General features: G+C 31.3%; 19 protein-coding genes. 2 read left to right on the top strand and 17 right to left on the bottom strand.

Features of this window, described 5'->3' with window-relative positions; genetic code table 11:
- The first annotated feature begins 249 nt into the window (after nucleotides 1–249).
- Entirely contained in the window at nucleotides 250–1,398 is a 1,149-nt protein-coding gene (locus tag G9F72_RS12735) for a double-cubane-cluster-containing anaerobic reductase (protein ID WP_164957339.1), read from the top strand.
- A 111-nt stretch (nucleotides 1,399–1,509) separates the two neighbouring features.
- Here G9F72_RS12735 and G9F72_RS12730 read toward each other — a convergent pair whose 3' ends face one another.
- Together G9F72_RS12730 and G9F72_RS12725 are read right to left on the bottom strand one after the other, a co-directional pair.
- Nucleotides 1,510–2,145, bottom strand: coding sequence for a flavodoxin family protein (locus G9F72_RS12730; RefSeq protein ID WP_164957340.1), 636 nt, complete (start codon nucleotides 2,143–2,145; stop codon nucleotides 1,510–1,512).
- Nucleotides 2,146–2,212: 67 nt separating this feature from the next.
- Nucleotides 2,213–2,497 (bottom strand): putative quinol monooxygenase, encoded by a 285-nt coding sequence (locus tag G9F72_RS12725; protein ID WP_164957341.1) that lies wholly within the window; start codon nucleotides 2,495–2,497, stop codon nucleotides 2,213–2,215.
- A 248-nt stretch (nucleotides 2,498–2,745) separates the two neighbouring features.
- Here G9F72_RS12725 and G9F72_RS12720 point away from each other — a divergent pair, with 248 nt between their 5' ends.
- Nucleotides 2,746–3,090: a winged helix-turn-helix transcriptional regulator gene (locus tag G9F72_RS12720; protein WP_164957342.1), complete on the top strand. Its 345-nt coding sequence runs from the start codon at nucleotides 2,746–2,748 to the stop codon at nucleotides 3,088–3,090.
- Between the two features lie 35 nt (nucleotides 3,091–3,125).
- On the opposite strand, the gene abc-f is transcribed toward G9F72_RS12720, so the two are convergent.
- From abc-f to G9F72_RS12645, 15 genes are all read right to left on the bottom strand, one after another.
- Complete coding sequence (abc-f, locus tag G9F72_RS12715) at nucleotides 3,126–5,018, bottom strand: ribosomal protection-like ABC-F family protein (RefSeq protein ID WP_164957343.1); 1,893 nt, start codon at nucleotides 5,016–5,018, stop codon at nucleotides 3,126–3,128.
- A 729-nt stretch (nucleotides 5,019–5,747) separates the two neighbouring features.
- Complete coding sequence (locus G9F72_RS12710; protein ID WP_164957344.1) at nucleotides 5,748–6,545, bottom strand: HAD family hydrolase; 798 nt, start codon at nucleotides 6,543–6,545, stop codon at nucleotides 5,748–5,750.
- 163 nt (nucleotides 6,546–6,708) lie between these two features.
- Nucleotides 6,709–7,467 (bottom strand): GGDEF domain-containing protein, encoded by a 759-nt coding sequence (locus tag G9F72_RS12705; RefSeq protein ID WP_164957345.1) that lies wholly within the window; start codon nucleotides 7,465–7,467, stop codon nucleotides 6,709–6,711.
- A 203-nt stretch (nucleotides 7,468–7,670) separates the two neighbouring features.
- Nucleotides 7,671–9,551 carry a molecular chaperone HtpG gene (gene htpG, locus G9F72_RS12700; protein ID WP_164957346.1) on the bottom strand — a complete coding sequence of 627 codons (1,881 nt, stop codon included), beginning with the start codon at nucleotides 9,549–9,551 and terminating at the stop codon, nucleotides 7,671–7,673.
- A 462-nt stretch (nucleotides 9,552–10,013) separates the two neighbouring features.
- Nucleotides 10,014–10,349: a phosphoribosyl-ATP diphosphatase gene (gene hisE / locus G9F72_RS12695; protein WP_164957347.1), complete on the bottom strand. Its 336-nt coding sequence runs from the start codon at nucleotides 10,347–10,349 to the stop codon at nucleotides 10,014–10,016.
- Nucleotides 10,350–10,408: 59 nt separating this feature from the next.
- On the bottom strand, nucleotides 10,409–10,738 hold the full coding sequence (gene hisI, locus G9F72_RS12690) for a phosphoribosyl-AMP cyclohydrolase (protein ID WP_164957348.1): 330 nt from the start codon (nucleotides 10,736–10,738) through the stop codon (nucleotides 10,409–10,411).
- A gap of 27 nt (nucleotides 10,739–10,765) precedes the next feature.
- Complete coding sequence (gene hisF / locus G9F72_RS12685) at nucleotides 10,766–11,527, bottom strand: imidazole glycerol phosphate synthase subunit HisF (RefSeq protein WP_164957349.1); 762 nt, start codon at nucleotides 11,525–11,527, stop codon at nucleotides 10,766–10,768.
- Nucleotides 11,517–12,248: a 1-(5-phosphoribosyl)-5-[(5-phosphoribosylamino)methylideneamino]imidazole-4-carboxamide isomerase gene (gene hisA / locus G9F72_RS12680; RefSeq protein ID WP_164957350.1), complete on the bottom strand. Its 732-nt coding sequence runs from the start codon at nucleotides 12,246–12,248 to the stop codon at nucleotides 11,517–11,519. The genes hisF and hisA overlap by 11 nt, the downstream gene beginning before the upstream one ends.
- On the bottom strand, nucleotides 12,248–12,850 hold the full coding sequence (gene hisH, locus G9F72_RS12675; RefSeq protein WP_164957351.1) for an imidazole glycerol phosphate synthase subunit HisH: 603 nt from the start codon (nucleotides 12,848–12,850) through the stop codon (nucleotides 12,248–12,250). The genes hisA and hisH overlap by 1 nt, the downstream gene beginning before the upstream one ends.
- Before the next feature lie 12 nt (nucleotides 12,851–12,862).
- Nucleotides 12,863–13,450 (bottom strand): imidazoleglycerol-phosphate dehydratase HisB, encoded by a 588-nt coding sequence (gene hisB / locus G9F72_RS12670; protein ID WP_164957570.1) that lies wholly within the window; start codon nucleotides 13,448–13,450, stop codon nucleotides 12,863–12,865.
- 47 nt (nucleotides 13,451–13,497) lie between these two features.
- Nucleotides 13,498–14,559, bottom strand: a complete 1,062-nt coding sequence (gene hisC, locus G9F72_RS12665; RefSeq protein ID WP_164957352.1) for a histidinol-phosphate transaminase — start codon at nucleotides 14,557–14,559, stop codon at nucleotides 13,498–13,500.
- Nucleotides 14,556–15,851, bottom strand: coding sequence for a histidinol dehydrogenase (gene hisD, locus G9F72_RS12660; protein WP_164957353.1), 1,296 nt, complete (start codon nucleotides 15,849–15,851; stop codon nucleotides 14,556–14,558). Before hisD ends, hisC begins: the two co-directional genes overlap by 4 nt.
- Entirely contained in the window at nucleotides 15,848–16,498 is a 651-nt protein-coding gene (hisG, locus tag G9F72_RS12655; protein ID WP_164957354.1) for an ATP phosphoribosyltransferase, read from the bottom strand. Before hisG ends, hisD begins: the two co-directional genes overlap by 4 nt.
- Before the next feature lie 2 nt (nucleotides 16,499–16,500).
- The gene (locus tag G9F72_RS12650; RefSeq protein ID WP_164957355.1) at nucleotides 16,501–17,769 is read right to left on the bottom strand and encodes an ATP phosphoribosyltransferase regulatory subunit; all 1,269 of its coding nucleotides are present in this window, start codon (nucleotides 17,767–17,769) and stop codon (nucleotides 16,501–16,503) included.
- Between the two features lie 219 nt (nucleotides 17,770–17,988).
- Entirely contained in the window at nucleotides 17,989–18,537 is a 549-nt protein-coding gene (locus tag G9F72_RS12645; RefSeq protein WP_164957356.1) for a phosphatase PAP2 family protein, read from the bottom strand.
- Nucleotides 18,538–18,674 lie beyond the last annotated feature (137 nt).

Below are 18,674 nucleotides of genomic sequence, written 5' to 3'. Positions count from 1 at the left end.
TTTATGTATTGTTAATCATTATTTTAATTACATTATACATTAATTGTTGAAAATGTGCACCATAGATATCTCTAATGTTATAAATTAATGTACGATTCGCATATATAAGCCAATAAGATTCCACTTATTGATATTTTAAATAGACAACAGCTAATCAATATGAAAAACCTATTAGACTTCATAATATGGAAATTCTATAATTAGAGTGTTATGGAATAATTTTTAGAGTTTTAAGGAGGTCTACATACTATGAATGATTTACCTAAAATATTTAATGAATTCAATGAAGCAAGACAAAAGGGGTTTGTTGATGTAAAAAATTTAAAAGATGACGGAAAAAAAATAGTAGGAACTTATTGTACATACAGTCCCTGGGAGCTTATTATGGCTGCAGGTGCTATTCCTATTTCACTTTGTAGTATGAGTGATGAACCTATTTCTGAAGCTGAAAAACATCTTCCCAAAAATTTATGTCCACTTATTAAATCAAGCTACGGTTTTGGTTTAACAGATAAATGTCCATATTTTTATTTCTCAGATATGATAGTTGGAGAAACTACTTGTGATGGAAAGAAAAAAATGTATGAATATCTTGGACAAATTAAACCAATGCACGTAATGCAATTGCCCCAAACTAACAAGGGTGAGGCTGCCTTTAATGCTTGGAAAAATGAAATGATTTTATTTAAAGAGAGATTAGAAAGTGAATTTGACGTAGAAATCACACAGGAAAAACTTAAGGAAGCCATTAATCTTAGAAACAGAGAAAGAAAAGCACTAATAGATTTTTATGAACTAGGGAAAATGTGCCCTCCCCCTATTACTGGAACTGAAATGCTTCAAGTATTATATGGTGCTACCTTTAAAACAGATAAAGAAGCCCACATAAAAACCCTTACAAAGTTTACTCAAGATATAAAAGAAGACTATGAAAAAGGCAATAAAAAAGTAAGTGAAAGTAGAAAAAGGATATTAATTACTGGGTGTCCTTTAGGTGGAGCTACAGATAAAATCATTAAAATCATAGAAGAAAATGAGGGTGTAGTTGTTTGTTATGAAAACTGCACAGGAATAAAAGCAACTCAAGAATTAGTAGATGAAAATATAGATCCAATAGACGCTCTTACTAAAAAGTATTTAAATATACCTTGTTCATGTATGAGCCCTAATGATGGAAGAATAACTTCTCTTTCGACTTTAGTAGATGAGTACAAAGTAGATGGTGTAATAGATGTAATTTTACAGGCCTGTCATACTTATAGTGTGGAAAGTTACTCAATCAATAAATTTATGAAAGAAGAAAAGCATACTCCATATATGAGTTTAGAGACAGATTATTCTCAAAATGATGTAGGTCAACTTAAAACAAGAATTGCTGCCTTTATCGAGATGCTATAATTTAGAAACTTACTTAAACAAAATGGAAAAGAACTGCTGAGCCTCGGCAGTTCTTTTCCATTTTTAAAATACTATATAACTGGTTAATATATTCAATAATTATAGAGAATATTAACGAATAAAGTTCATGAATATTTTATCTTCTCTTTCTGGTGCTTTAACATTTTCTTTTCCATTTTCAACTAATTTCATAAGCCATGCCATATTCTTCCCGAGCACTCTCATGATTTGTACACCCTCTTCATCTTGCAATACCTCTCCTGGGCTTGTGCCATTAACGACATTCCAATAATTTGAAGTTGGCATTAGCATTTCCGAATAATTAATAAAATTATTCAGCTGATTAAAAGTTGGAATCCCACCTGCTCGCCTTACAGCAACAACGGATGCACCAACCTTATGTCTTAACATTCCATTATTATTACCTGCCACATAAAAAGCTCTATCTAAAAATGATTTCATTGTTCCTCCCATGGATGAATAATGAACAGGAGAGCCTAAAATTATCCCATCTGCGCTCTTCAACTTTTGAATCCACTCATTAACCTCATCACCAGGAAGCACACATTTCTCATTTTTATTTTTTGCACATTGATTACAAGCAATACATCCTCTAATTGACTTATTACCTACATGAATGATTTCCGTTTCTATTCCTTCTTTTTCAAGTTCACTTAAAACCATTTTTATTGCATGATAAGTGTTTCCTTCTTTATTTGGACTTCCGTTAAATGCTACAACTTTCATTAGTTTTACCTACCTTCTAATTATATTTAAAGCAATCATATCTATGAACAAGTTCACAAATATTATGTTATACCCTTTTATATAAGTTAACCTCTGACTGGCTTTCCTTGAACACTCCAAATTTCGGAACAATACTAGTAAAATGTTCTGAGTTATTATGAAGATTAATTGCTTCTTTATTTTCCCATTCTTCTATAAAAGTCAATATATTACAATTATTAGAATCCTCATATAAGTTGTAAGATATACATCCACTTTCTTTTCTGCTTTCATTTATAAGTCTTTCCGCTAAAACTTTAAATTCCTCTGCTTTACCTTGTTTTATTAAATTTTTTGCAACTATAGTTATCATTTAAATTCACTCCTTCTTATTTTGTTGAATTAACCACATTTCTATTTTAAAGTATACGCTCTAAAAAAATATAGAACAAGTATGCACTTTTAGGTAAGGTAACTTACCTAAAGGTATGAATTGTTGTATTTCCAATGATTTCCGTCAAATTTATTTCTAAGTAAATTGATACTATAGATTCAATGGTATATAATAATACTTATTTATGATGCTTTTATTTCATAAATTTTTCATAGGTAGGTGTATAAATGATCATACATAATGGTAAAAAATACGTTTGTAATATAGATCTTGGAATGGAATTAATTCGTGGCAAATGGAAAGCAGTTATCTTATGCCACCTAAGTGATGGTCCAAAGAGATTTTTAGAACTTCAAAGAATAACCTGTGGTGTTAGTCAGAAAGTTCTTAATGAGAAATTACAAGAACTTCAAAGAGATGGTTTAATTTTAAAAATAGTTTACCCAGAAGTTCCACCTAAAGTAGAGTTCCTACTAACAGAAATTGGCAAAGACCTTTTCCCAGCATTAGAAATGATACAAAATTGGTCAATTAAACATTTCCCTAATAATCTCACCTCATCCCAAAATTAAAAAGAACTGCTCAGTTTAAGCAGTTCCTATCTATTTTATAAATTACTATATAACTTACTAACCTCTTCAAGCATTATAGAATATTCACTATACTTTTCACTAGGAGTAGATTTATCAAAGGATTCCTCAAATTCAATGATTTTTTCTTCTAGTTGTATTATTTTATTTTCTACATTCCCTGTATTAGTAGCATTATCCTTATTTTTTACCACACAATTTGGGGGGGCTTTGATGTTTCCTTGTTTTTTACTATTTGATCCCACTGATTTAGTATCCCTTAATTCAATTTCTAACTTTAACTTTTTACTATTTTTATAAAATTCATAATTTCCGTCATAAGAAATAATCTTACCTTCTGATGTAACTTCTAATATTCTGTTGACACAGTTATTTAGATAATACCTATCATGAGATATAGCAATAACTGTCCCTTTAAATTCCAAAATAGCATTTTCTACAGCTTCTCTTGCCTGAATATCTAAATGATTAGTTGGTTCATCTAATATCAGACAGTCAGAATTTTCTAATATTATGCAAGACAAATATAGCCTTAGCTTTTCTCCGCCACTTAAAACTTTTATTTTCTTATATAGGTCCTCTCCATAAAATTTAAAAGGGCTTAGATGCTCTCTTATTAAATTCATATTCATTTCTTTCCTAAACAATATTTCTTCCACTATAGTTCTCTCTTCATCCTGAAAATTAATATCCTGACTTAAATATGAATATTTAACCCATTCTCCAATTTTCACAATACCCTTATAATCATTATCTTCGCCTAAAATAATTCTAATCAAGGTAGTTTTACCACATCCATTGGCACCAATTATTCCTATACGTTCTCCACCTCTTATATGAAAGTTAGCTCCATTAAATAAAGAAACATCTCCAAATGATTTTACTAATCCTTCTGCCCACACTATATCTTTACTAACCTTCTTTAATTCCTTAAACTTTAGTTTTATTCCATCATCTCTCTTAAGATGTTCCCGTTCTTTTAAAATTTGTATATCTTTCTTAAGTTCTTCATTGATACGAACAACTGTCTTGTTCCTACTTTTGGCAGCTCTGATTTTCCCCTTCTTTTTGAGTTCATCATTTACTCTATTTATATTTTTCATTTTCCAATTTAAAGCTTTTTGTTCCTTCAACGCATATGCTCTAAGAATATTTTTTTGCTCAATAAAATTCGAGTAACTGCAACTTTTTTCTATTATAGTTCCTTCTTGAAGTTCAGCAATTCTTGTTGAAACACCCTCTAAAAAATATCTGTCATGGGACACAAAAAGTACTCCTCCTTCAAATTTTTCAAGAAACTCTTCTAACCACTCTAATGCATTAATATCAAGATGATTAGTTGGTTCATCTAATATAATTAAATCTGGTTCCTTTAATAGCATTCTTGCAATAAGCACTCTCATCTTTTCTCCTCCGCTTAAATTAATTATAGGAATTGATAAAACCTCTTTTCTTAATCCAAGTCCCATTAAAATCTTGGTAATCTTCTTCTCAATGATATATCCATCTATGGCATCATATTCTGATAAAACATTAGAATAACTATTCATTAGCCGGTTATATTTTTCGCTGTTATAAATTACTGACTCCATATCTTTTTCAATTATCCGCATTTTATTTTCAAGTTGTATAACTTTTTCATAATGTAATGCTGTGTTTCCTTGCTCTTCATCTCTTATTTCAAACATGTCTTGTGACAAATATGCCATTCTTATATTTTTCGCTACAAATACCTTTCCACTATCACAGTTTTCTTGCCCAGTTGCTATCCGAAGTAGCGTTGTTTTTCCTGATCCATTTGCTCCTATAAGTGCTACTCTTTCTCCTCTTTCAATTCTTAAATTAACCTCCTTTAACACAACTTGATTCTTATACTCTTTCATAATGTTTTCAAATACTAATAAGCTCATATTTTTCTCCTCCATTTTTTATAATATTTTTTTGTAAAACAAAAAGACCGCAAAGTAAAAACACCTGCGGTCTTTTATAGGTATACAAGCTGAAAATGAAAATTCAACTTGCATATCTATTGAAAAGGAACAAATTCAAGAAAACTCATTCCCCTTTATAACTTTGTAATTCTCAATAAGAAATACAAAACTATAACTCAATATTAATTAAATTTTAACAACATAAAATTGTATAAAATAAAATTAAAAAGCCGCGGTATGGCTATGCCATCCGCAGCTAAAATCACACGCTAATAAAATTGAGTATGACAAAAAACATCAAACACAAAAGCGCACTTAATTACCAGATAAGATGCCTTAAATTAAACATAACAAAATAAAGATATACATCCAGAATAATAGACTCTAAAATGGACGTAACTATCCAGTGAAAATATATACTAATTTTAAAATTCACTTTAATTTATTATATTCCGGCATCGGCTATTTCTGGTAATCAGCTCCGGACAAAGTATAACCGATATTCACTTAAGATTTTTATTACTTAAGCTATCCTTGTACGGAGCAAGTACCACTAACTAATGCCGGCACGATAGGTAAACATATATTCATAATAGTACCTCCTGCACTGGCTATTTTATACAATTTTTTTATTATAATATTATTTTATATTATTTTTTACATTTTGTAAATAGTATTGCATAATTTACATACTAAAATTTATTTAAGTTAACTACACTCTAACTTCAGTGATGAAGCTATTACATTATAGACTCCATCTTCATTATTGCTTTCTGTAATAAAGTTAGCACGTTTTTTAACATCTTCTGGAGCATTCTCCATGGCATAACTATAGTGTGCTGCTTTAAACATAGTCAAATCATTATAATAATCTCCAAAAACCATTGTGTTCTTTTGATTTATCTTAAATTTTTCTTGAAGTATTTTTATAGCATTCCCCTTACATATACCTTTATTCATTATATCTACCCACTTGCCTCCAGATACAACAAATTCAAGCTTATCATTCAAATTTCCCTTTAGATAATCGACTATAGATGGATTTACACCATGAGCCATATAATAAGTAATCTTGTATATGGGAGTTTTTATCTCACTAAAAGATTTTACTATTACTGCAGGCACTTCAAAAAGTGCAAATGTATTCAACATATCTTCTGATGGATTTACTATATATGCCTCATTTTCTCCAGCTAAGAATAGTTCCTCCCCTAGTTGTGGGTTTAAATTTATTACATAATCTATTTGTTCTTTATCAATACTGTTTTCATATAGCGTCTTCCCCTTGTTGTTTTTAACTAGAGCTCCATTATGAGCAATGAATATTATATCCGTATTGACCTTTTCAAAGTTTTTTTTAAGTTGAGAATAAAACCTACCACTGGCTGCTGCAAATTTTATGTCCTTCTCATTAAGAGCATGTATTAAATCAAATATTTTTTCGCTTATATTTCCATTATCATTTAATAAGGTGCCATCCATATCAGTTGCAATGAGTTTTATCATAAGTGTTTCCTCCTTTGTGTAATAGGGCGGTTAAAGATAGCATTTTCGCCCTAATATCCATCTAAAATGTAATTATTTTAGATTTAGTTTTGAAATTAGTGTAGCTTGTTTTATTTTATTATATCATCTGAACTACGCATAAACAAAATTTATAAAGCTATAGCTAACCACATTGCTTTCTACTTTGTTTATCCTTATACATTTTTTCGTCTGCAATTTTTATTAATTCTTCGAAAGTAACTCCATCTTTAAGAAATAACGAATAACCAACGCTTATTCCAGTATTTTTTTCAGGTAATATTCCATAAATTGCTTGTTTCATATTTAAAATGATTAGTTGTAACTCTTGAATATCTATATATTCTAGAAATATAACAAACTCATCCCCACCAATTCTAGCAATGTTACCTTTTGACCCTATTATATCAGTCATTATTTTAGTAGTGCTCTTAATATACTTGTCCCCAACTAAATGACCCAAGCTATCGTTAATTTTCTTTGTTCCATCAAGATCACAAACAATAACATAAAAAGAAATCCTTGCTTTAACTCGCATATTGAAAATTTTCTCTATACCATTTCTATTTAATAGCCCTGTCATAGAGTCAGTTAATGCAGTTTTTTCGAATTGATTAATCATTTTCTGAGTGTAATTACTCCATAATATTACACCTAATACGTAAATAATCGCTCCTAGAGTAAAGAAAATTTTTATTAATATGTAAATAAATTCATAATTTTTGATATAAACAATCATATCTAAAAAAGTTCCAATAGTAAGTAAGCTAAGACCTCCAATTAATACAGCAAATGTATATGTTCCAAATTTCCAACTTCGTTTTGTGAGAATCAATAATTTTATCATATAAAAAAGAAGTACTAAAACAAATAAAAAAACAATTATTTTACGAAATTGTATCATAAATTGCCTCCATCACCTTCATTTGTAAAAAAAATCACTCAAAGTTAATCTTATCTTCAATAGTTTTATTCTATTACAAATATATGAAATGTTCAATTCATTCTTTATTAGTGGACATTTGCCAAATAACAAAAATGAGCTATAAATGAATGTCCATTTATAGCTCATAATATGTTTTAATCTTCATTAAAAGTGTATCTAGGTTATATCATTATTTTACATATATTGTTTGTAAATTCTACTGGGTCATTAATTGGAAGCCCCTCGATAAGCAATGCTTGATTATATAATATATTAGTATATAAATTAAACTTATCTTTATCATTTTCAAAAGACTCTTTAAGGGCTTTAAACATATCATGGTTTATATTTATTTCTAAAACCTTGTCTGCTTTTATATTTTCGCTATTAGGCATAGCATTTAATACTTTCTCCATTTCTATTGTAAGGTCACCATCATTTGATAAACAAACTGGATAGTTCTTAAGTCTCTTTGATGCCCTAACATCTTTAACCTTATCTGATAAAAGTTTTTTCATGTTTTCAAATAATTCTTTACTTTCTTTATCATCCGTTTTAGTAGCGTCTTCTTTTTCTTCTACTTCTATACCTAAGTCACCACTTGATACAGATTTAAACTCTTTTTCTTTATATGCCATTATCATTCTTATTGCAAATTCATCTACATCATCCGTGAAGTATAGAATTTCAAATCCTTTATCTGATACCATTTCAATTTGTGGTAATTTTTCTATTCGCTCGTTGGACTCTCCTGCTGCATAATAGATATATTTTTGATCTTCTGGCATTCTAGAAACATATTCATCTAAAGTGACCATTTTCTTCTCTTTTGATGAATAAAATAGTAATAAGTCTTGTAATACTTCTTTATTACTTCCAAAATCGCTATAAATACCATATTTTAATTGTCTTCCAAAGGATTTGTAGAATTCATCATATTTTTCTCTTTCATTTTTCAATAAACCGTCTAACTCATTCTTAATCTTGGTTTTGATGTTTTTAGCTATAAGTTTTAACTGTCTATCATGTTGTAATACCTCTCTTGATATATTAAGTGACAAGTCTTCTGAATCCACTATTCCTTTTACAAAACTAAAATAGTCAGGCAATAAATCTGCACACTTATTCATAATTAGGACGCCGCTTGAATATAATTCTAGGCCCTTTTCATATTCTTTTGTATAGAAATCATAAGGCATTTTTTCTGGTATATACAAAATTGCATTATAACTTATAGCTCCGTCAACACTGATATGAATATGCTTTGTTGGTTTGTCAAATCCATAATGCTTCTCAGCATAGAAGTTATTGTAATCTTCATCTGTAAGTTCACTTTTATTTTTTCTCCATATAGGAACCATGCTATTTACAGTCTTTTCTACCGTAAAGTCCTCATGTTCTGTTTCACTACCTTCTTTTAATCTTGATTCACTTACTTCCATTTTAATTGGATATCTAATAAAATCAGAATATTTCTTTATAATGGATTTTATTCCATATTCCTCAAGGTATTCATCAAAGTTTTCGTCTTCTGTATTTTCTTTTATCTTAAGTATAATCTCTGTACCAATAGAATCTTTTACGCAAGGCTCTATAGTATAACCCTCTGCACCATTAGATTCCCACTTGTGTGCCTCATCACTACCTAAAACTTTACTTATAACAGTAATATTATCCGCTACCATAAACGCAGAATAGAATCCTACTCCAAACTGTCCAATTATGTCATACCCATCTTTTATTTCATTTTCTTTTTTAAATGCCAAAGATCCACTCTTAGCTATTACTCCAAGGTTATCACTAAGTTCCTCTTCTGACATTCCAATACCTGTATCAGAAATTTTTAATATCCTGTTTTCCTTATCACTTGCTATTGTAATGTAGTAGTTCTCTTTATCAAAAGTTAGCGTTTCATCTGTTAATGTCTTATAATAAATTTTATCAATAGCATCACTAGCATTAGAAATAAGTTCTCTTAAAAAAATATCTCTATGAGTATATATTGAATTTACCATCATATCCAGAATTCTTTTAGACTCTGTTTTAAACTGTTTCTTTTCCAATTAAAAAATCCCCTTTCGTAACAAATCCTATTGTTTTTTTATTTGTTAGCACTCTGTATGATTGAGTGCTAAATATACTTATAAATTACACCATTTCATATGATTTGTCAATATACTATTTACCATTTGCATCTGTTTTTCAAACTACAAAAACACAAGAATAGTAATTAGCAGATTCAATTGATGTTATCGTTAGAACAATAGATGGAATAACCGGTGCAACAAATGAGGGTGCTCAGGGCACTGTAAATATTACAGAAAAACTTACAGATGTTGTTCAAAAATCAAATCAACTAATAGACGAAACAAAAATTGCTAAAGAAAATTCAGATAAACTTTTAAGTATATTATCTAAATTTAGAGTTTAGGCGTCCAAATAAATAAAGACCCCATGGGGCCTTTATTTTTTGGGATATCATTTACAAGTCCAGGGCATAATTCGAGCTAATCTCCTTGCCAATCTTAGTGTATGCCTACAATATCTTCTCTCTTTTGTTTTTTATTGCATATCTTTTTTCGTCTAGTTTCAAGTTCAGTAACAATATCTTCTACTTTTACACCTTGCGCTACCATAAGTACTAGGATGTGATATGCTAAATCTGATATTTCTGAAACTACGTCTTTTGAGTCATTGTTCTTGCTACTAATTATAACTTCTGCACTTTCTTCTCCAATTTTTTTTAAAATTTTGTCCAAGCCTTCTTCAAATAGATAGCTAGTGTATGAGCCTTCGATTGGACTTTCTTTTCTTTCTTCGATTATTTTATAAAGTTCCTGTATTACGTTATTATCACTCATTTTTTTATTCCCCTTCTCTATTTATTTTAACAACTTTTTTCCTACAATATTATTTTTATCTATGGTTCAACCTTCCAAATTTCCCTATAAAAACAGCTTTTACTTCCAGTATGGCAAGCTACTCCCACTTGATCTACCATTATAAGAATTGTATCTCCATCGCAATCAATGCTAATGTTTTTTACATATTGAAAATGTCCTGAGGTTTCTCCTTTATTCCACAACTTATTTCTAGATCTGCTCCAAAACCAAGTTGTTCCAGTTTCCCTAGTTTTTTTTAATGATTCTTCATTCATGTATGCCAGCATCAAAACTTTTCCACTACTATGTTCCTGAACTATTGCAGGGACTAACCCATTATTATATTGAATCTCCACTATGTCATCCACAGCCTCACCACATTTCTTTATTTTTTATTAGATTCTAATTTCTACACCACTATTTTTAAGATACACTTTTACTTCTTTTATAGATAGTTCTTTGTAATGAAACAGTGAAGCTGCAAGGGCCGCATCCGCACCACTTTTCTCAAAAACCTCACAAAAGTCCTCTATTTTTCCACATCCGCCAGATGCAATCACAGGAATATTTACACTGCTGGTAATTGCATTTATGAACTCTATATCATATCCTCCTTTTGTTCCGTCTGCATCCATACTTGTTAAGAGTATTTCTCCTGCTCCTAGCTCTTCTACCTTTTTTGCCCACGTTACTGCATCAAGGCCCGTATTTATTCTTCCACCATTTATAACTACATGCCAACCTAAACTGTCCTCATTCTTTTTCCCATCAATAGCAACCACAACACATTGACTTCCAAATTTCGCTGCTGCCTCTTCTATAAGCTCCGGATCTCGAATTGCAGCAGAGTTTATAGATATTTTATCTGCTCCCGCTCTAAGGGTTTCTTTAAAATCCTCTATACTCTTAATTCCTCCACCTACTGTCAGGGGAATAAATACCTTTTCAGCAGTTCGTCTCACTACATCCAGCATGTTTTTTCTTCCCTCATGAGTAGCTGTTATATCCAAAAAAACAATTTCATCTGCGCCTTCACTATTATAAAATTCAGCAATTTCTACAGGATCTCCTACATCTGTTAAATTTATAAAATTAATTCCTTTCATTACCCTACCCATAGTTACATCTAAACAGGGAATGATTCTCTTAGTAAGCATCGACAACACCTCTTCCTGCTGTAATTGCTTCTACAAGAGATATATTCCCACTGTAAAGTGCTTTCCCTATAATGGCTCCATACATATTCATCTTCACAAGCTTTTTTATATCTTCAATATTTTTCATACCACCAGATGCAATAATATCACAGGAAACCTGGTCATTTATCTTCCGTGTTGCTTCAAAATTAGGTCCAGCCAAAGTACCATCCCTACTTATATCAGTAAAAATAATAGTTTTCGCTCCTATATCTTCCATTTGTTTTGCAAATTCTATATATTCTATTTTACTACTGGTTTTCCATCCATCCACTGCTACATAGCCATTCCTTGCATCGATGCCAATGGCAATTTTATCTCCAAATTTTTTTATGGCTTCTTTTACTAGTGAAGGATTGTTCAAAGCTGCGGTACCCAATATTACCCTATTTAAACCCTTTTTTAGTAACATTTCAATGACTTCTATACTTCTTATACCGCCACCTAACTGTATAGGGATATTTATATTCACTATAACTTTATTTATAATATTTGCATTTCCAATAGTTCCACTTAGCGCTCCATCCAAATCTACCATATGTATATATTCTGATCCCTGGGCTTCAAAGCTTAGGGCTGTTTCCATTGGATCTTCCCCTACCACCTCCGATGAGGAAAACTCGCCTTGATAAAGCCTAACACATTTTCCATTCTTCACATCTATAGCTGGAAATATCTTCATTATACTATCCCTCCAAAGTTTTCAAGTAATTTCATTCCAGCCTCTCCACTTTTCTCTGGATGGAACTGCAAACCAAATATATTACCCTTGCTTACAATTGCAGGTATCTTTTTTTCATACATACTATAGGCATTTACAATGTGTTTCTCGCCAACTTGAGCATAATAAGAATGAACAAAATATACATAATTATTTTCCACTACACCCTCTAGAAGCGGTGAATTAGTTTCAAAAAACAAATCATTCCAACCCATATGAGGTATTTTTATAGAACCTTCTAGTTTCACAATGGTTCCTTTTAAAAGTCCCAAGCCTTCGCATTTTTCAATTTCTTCACCTTGTTCAAAGAAAAGTTGCATACCAAGACATATACCAAGTATTGGTTTGCCTTCCTTCGCTGCCTTTTTTATTACCACATCTAGTCCCATATCCCTTAGATTTTTCATTGCATCAGGAAAGGCACCTACCCCTGGAACAATAATACTTCTACTATTTGTGATTTCTTCCTTGTCTGAAGATATTATAGACTTAATATTCAAAGCATTAAGCGCATTTTGAACACTTTTCAAATTTCCCACACCATAATCCACTATTACTATCACATTATAGCCTCCTTATAGACATCCTTTTGTAGAAAGTACGCCTTTTATTCGCTGGTCATAGGTTAATGCTTCACTTAGTGCACTTCCAAAGGCTTTAAATAGTGCTTCCACCATATGATGATTATTTTTACCATAAAGCACTTTTGCATGAAGTGTAATTCCACCATTAACTGCAACTGCCCTAAAAAACTCCTCCACCATCTCTGTATCAAAACTTCCAAGTCTATCTACTGTAAAATTACCTTCAAATACAAGGTATGGTCTGCCACTCAAATCTAGCGACACTGTAGCCAAAGTCTCATCCATAGGTACAAAACTGGTTCCATATCTTTTTATTCCCTCTTTACCCATCATTGCTTCTTTTATGACACTACCAATTACTATACCTACATCTTCAATTGTATGATGGGAATCCACATTTAAATCCCCTTCTACCGCTACATATAAATCCAGAAGTCCATGTTTTGCAAAAAGACATAACATATGATCAAAGAAACCTATGCCTGTATCGCCTTCATATTTTCCAGACCCATCTAAGTTTATACTGATATCAATTTTTGTTTCACTACTTTCTCTAACAATTTTTGCTTGTCTTGAAATCACATACCTCACCCCTTAAATTCTTGAAAGTTCAATATATTCAAAGCTTATAAAATGACTTTATTTTCCTGGGAAATATTGTTTAACAGGTATTCATTTTCTTCTCTACTTCCTATGGTTATTCTTAAACAATTTTGTAATGTATAGGACGTAAAACTTCGTACATTTATGCCATTATCTAAAAGTTGTTGTTTCATTATTTGTGCATTTTCAACTCCAATTAATATAAAATTAGCTTGTGCATTATAGAGTTTTATCCCATTAATTTTTTTCAATTTTTCCCATAAGTACACTCTTTCTTTGAGTATACCCTCCACATTATTATGTATTATTTCCGAATCTTTTAAAATAACACAAGCAATACTCTGAGTAATTGCATTAACATTATAGGGTGGTTTTACTTTTTTAAGTTCTGTCATTAGAATAGGACTCGTAATCAAAAATCCCAGTCTGATTGCAGCAAGTCCAATCTTAGAACAAGTTCTTAGTACAATTAAGTTTTCATATGCGTAGATTTTATCTACTATGGTTTCACCATAAAATTCAAAGTAAGCCTCATCTATAACTACAATGCAGCTGCATCCTTCTATTATTTTTATAATGTCCGTTCTTTTAATAATTCCACCTGTAGGATTATTGGGATTTGATAAAAATACAATTTTAACATTTTCGCCCTTAACCATTGAAATAAAACCATCTACATCCAATTTAAAATCTTCATCTAGTGGAAATTCAATGGGAATTCCTCCTGCAACTTTAGTATATAATCCATACATTGAAAAATCAGGGCTTTGAACTGCTACCTTATCCCCTGTATTTAGAAATGTATTTGCAATGATTTGTATACATTCATCTGAACCATTTCCCGCCATTACATTTGTACTTTTCACCTTTGCATATTGTGCATAGAGGTCACATACCATAGACGCGCCTGCATCAGGATATCTATTAAAAATAGAATCCTCAATTGCCCAGCTTATTTTCGTCCTTATCTCTTGAGGAAGGTTACTAAAGCACTCATTTGCATCCAGCCTCACTTTATAATCAGTTTTGGAAGGCTTATATGCCTTAAAATCACTTAAATCCCTTCTAAAATAATCCTGTATCATGATTCAAACCTCACTTTTATAGAATTTCCATGTGCGGTTAAGCCTTCAACCTCTGTAAGTTTTATTACCTTATCAGCCACCTCACACAATGCATCCTTTGTATAGTATATATAACTTGATTTCTTTATAAAATCATCTACAGATAATGGGGAAAAGAATCTTGCGCTGCCACTGGTTGGAAGAACATGGTTGGGACCTGCAATATAGTCACCTAGAGGTTCTGGCGAATATTGTCCCAAGAATATAGAACCTGCATTTTTTATATCCCCTAAAAAACCAAATGGATTGTTTAGAAGCACTTCAATATGTTCTGGTGCAATTTTATTGGCCAAATCTATGGCCTCTTTTACATTTTGGACAATTAAGATAACTCCGTATTTTTCCAAGGATTCACTTATAATGTCTTTCCTACTCATTGCTTTTATCTGAACTGCTAGCTCGCGCACCACCTTTTCTGCTAGTTCTCTTGAAGTGGTTATGAGCATTGCAGAAGCAAGCACATCATGCTCAGCTTGAGACATTAAATCTGCTGCAATAAACTTTTCATCCGCATTTTCATCTGCAATAATTAATATTTCACTAGGCCCTGCAATCATATCTATATCTACATATCCAAACACGTTTTTTTTCGCCATAGCCACGTAAATGTTTCCTGGACCTACTATTTTATCCACTTTAGAAATACATTTCGTCCCAAATGCAAGTCCGGCGATTGCCTGAGCACCGCCTACTTTATAAATTTTGTCTACTCCCGCTATGTCTGCAGCCACTAAAATATGAGGATTCACACTTCCATCTGCCAGAGGTGGTGTTACCATCACTAGATTTTTAACACCTGCCACCTTTGCTGGAATTGCATTCATAATAACTGACGACGGATAAGATGCTGTACCGCCAGGTACATATATCCCTACGCTTTCAAGACCTCTTACTGTTTGACCTAAAATAACGCCCTTTTCTTTTGTCATCATCCAAGGGTTTTTCACTTGTTTTTCATGGAATTCCCTAACATTTTGCTTTGCTAGGGTTATTGCATCTAAAAAATCTCCGTCTACCATTTTATATGCATTTTTAATTTCTTCGGCAGTTACAATAACATTCGCTAACGTAACAAATTTACTATCAAATTTTTGTGTGTACTCTATTATGGCATCATCGCCTCTAGTTTTTACATCTTCTAAAATTTTATCAACTACAATATTTACGTCCTTTTGAACGTCTTCTGCTCTTTTTTTTAGAAACTCTATGTATTTTTTTCCCTCATTGCTATTTGCCTCTGTAATTTTCATCATGATACCGTCACCTCATTCCGATCTACGTATTGTTGAACCTTGTCTATTAAATTACCGATTTTTTCCTTTTTCATCTTCATACTGGCTTTGTTTACTATCATTCTTGCACTAATATCACAAATTTTTTCTATAATAATTAGTCCGTTTTCTTTTAAAGTGTCCCCGGTTTCAACTAAATCTACAATTGCATCTGATAACCCTAATATAGGAGCAAGTTCCACTGACCCATCAAGTTTAATAATTTCAACATCTTCGTTATTTCTTTTAAAATATTCTTTTGCTACTGTGGGATATTTGGTAGCTATTTTTTTACGATTATATCCATCATAACTTAGAAAGTTTGGTAAGGATGCTACAGCAAACATACATTTGCCAACCTTCAAATCCACTACTTCATAAAATTCTTTATTCTGTTCCATTAAAGTATCCTTACCAACAATTCCAATATCCGCCGCGCCATGTTCTACATAGGTTAAAACATCTGTAGATTTTACAAGGACAAATTCTATATTGTTTTTCTCATCCTTAAGGATTAATTTTCTTCCTTTATTTTTAAGTTGTGTACAATCTATTCCCAGGTCTTCAAACATTTTAATAGCACACTTTTCTAGTCTTCCTTTTGTTAATGCTATTCTTATTGCTTTCATAATTACTCCTCCAAACTCTCAATAAGTTCCTGTAAATCTACATTCCAACTCTTTTCACTTTTAATATCTGTTATTTCAAATCTATCATCTTTAAATATGAAAATCATTTTATCTAGTTTTTTTTGCTCACCATAACTTAAAGTTTTTTCTTTTTCTTCAAATAAGCTTAGTTCACAATCAAATCCTTTTTCTCTAATTTGCGTTGCCAATCTCCATGCATCTCCTATTAGTGAATTTTCATAATGAATAAGAAATTTTGTTCTGCTTTTTTCATTATTATTCCCTTGTTTATCAAGAACAGACAAAATATTATCCACATCTATTGCAAACCCAACTGCTGGCATAGCTTCTCCAAACTTTGCGATTAGATTATCATATCTGCCTCCACTTATAATTGTAGTTCCAACCTCACTACTATATCCTCTGAAAGTAATGCCTGTGTAATAATCGATATGCTGTACCATTCCTAAATCTATAGAAATATAACCCCCCAGGCCTACATTTTCTAGTCGTTCATATATTTTTTCTATAGTATCTAATGCAGCGTGTGCTCTTTTATTTTGGGTTAGGATTCTTGCCTTTGCAAGTATTTCAATGCCACCAAATAGTTCTGGCAATTTTTTTAGTGCTGCCACATTTTTTGTACCAAGTGTTGCTTCCTTTTCTTCTATAAACTCTCGCAGTGCTCCAAAATTTTTATTTTCAACAAATCTTCTTAATCTTTCCATTTCAACTGACCCAAGATCGATGTCCTCAATGAGACCTTTGAAAAACTCAGCTTGTCCTATTTCAAGTTCAAATTTTTTTACTCCTATAGCAATAAGCGCGTTAATGGCCGTTATAATTACTTCCGCGTCTGCCTTTGAGCTTTCACTTCCTATTATTTCGATTCCAGATTGAGTGGTTTCACTTACCTTTCCCTCCCAATTTTCATTGATTCTAAATATATTTCCGCTGTAACATATTCGCAGTGGATATAATGAATCTTTAAGCTTTGTTGCAACAATTCTTGCTATTGGCATTGTCATATCTGGTCTTAACACTAATATCCTTCCTACATTATCAAAAAGCTTATACATTTTTTCTTGTTCAATAGATATATTATCTCCCTGAAATACATCGTAAAATTCTAATGTAGGAGATATCACTTCTAAGAAACCAGAGTTTACATATAATTTTCTAAGTACATTTATAATTTTAATTTTATTATTACAATCCTCAAAAAGTATATCTCTTGAACCTTCTGGTATATGTCTTTTCCAATTATTCAAAATCTTGCTCCTTTCACTCCGCTTTACTACTGCATTACGTTACCTTGCTAAATTAATAAAATAATACCATCTTTCTATTTGGAAGTCAACCCTTGTTTTTCTCTTTGATTTTAATCTTGATTTGTAACCCAAAACGGATGAACTTAAATGGGAAATCAAAAAAAATCACTATAGTAACTTATATTTAAGCTACTATAGTGATTAATATATATTTTTATATTATATTTGAGCCTTGCTATTGCTATCTCCCCTATTAAATACATAAATTATTATTTCGCTACATAAAAGCCCTAAGACCATACCTGCTAAAACATCTGTAGGATAATGTATATATAAATATAATCTTGAAAAAGCTATTAAAAAAGCTAACCCGAAAAATCCTAATGCATAATTTTTTAAATATTTTGCTAACACTCCTGCCACTGCAAAGGAAGAAGTTGTGTGGCCTGATGGGAATGAATAGGATAAAGGTCTTTGTATTAAAAGATCAAATGCTGGTATATTCGAAATTGGCCGCATACGCTTAACCATATGCTTTAATATTCCTTCACCTAAAATTGTGCTTAATATTAAAGCTGCTATTGCCATAAAACCTATTTTTCTATATTTTTTGCTAATTATTAATGCCAAAGCTATTATAATCCAAATGATCCCCCCATTACCTAAATACGTTGATATAATCATGACTTTATCCATAATAGGTCCATGCATATTATCTTTTATAAACAATAATATGGAACTATCAAATTTCTGTATAAATGATATCATTATATTATTCCCCCCATTTTCTTCCTATCGTTAAATTCTCTTTACAATATTATATATTTATAAGATTAAGATCAGATTAAAAAGTTCTTATTTTTGGCTTAAGAATTAATAAAGCCTAAGATTGTTTTTCCCAATCC

The sequence above is a fragment of the Clostridium estertheticum genome (assembly GCF_011065935.2).
Taxonomy (GTDB): Bacteria; Bacillota; Clostridia; order Clostridiales; family Clostridiaceae; genus Clostridium_AD; species Clostridium_AD estertheticum_A.
Note: the sequence above shows the minus strand (reverse complement) of the source record. Positions and strands in the feature narration are given on the sequence as shown.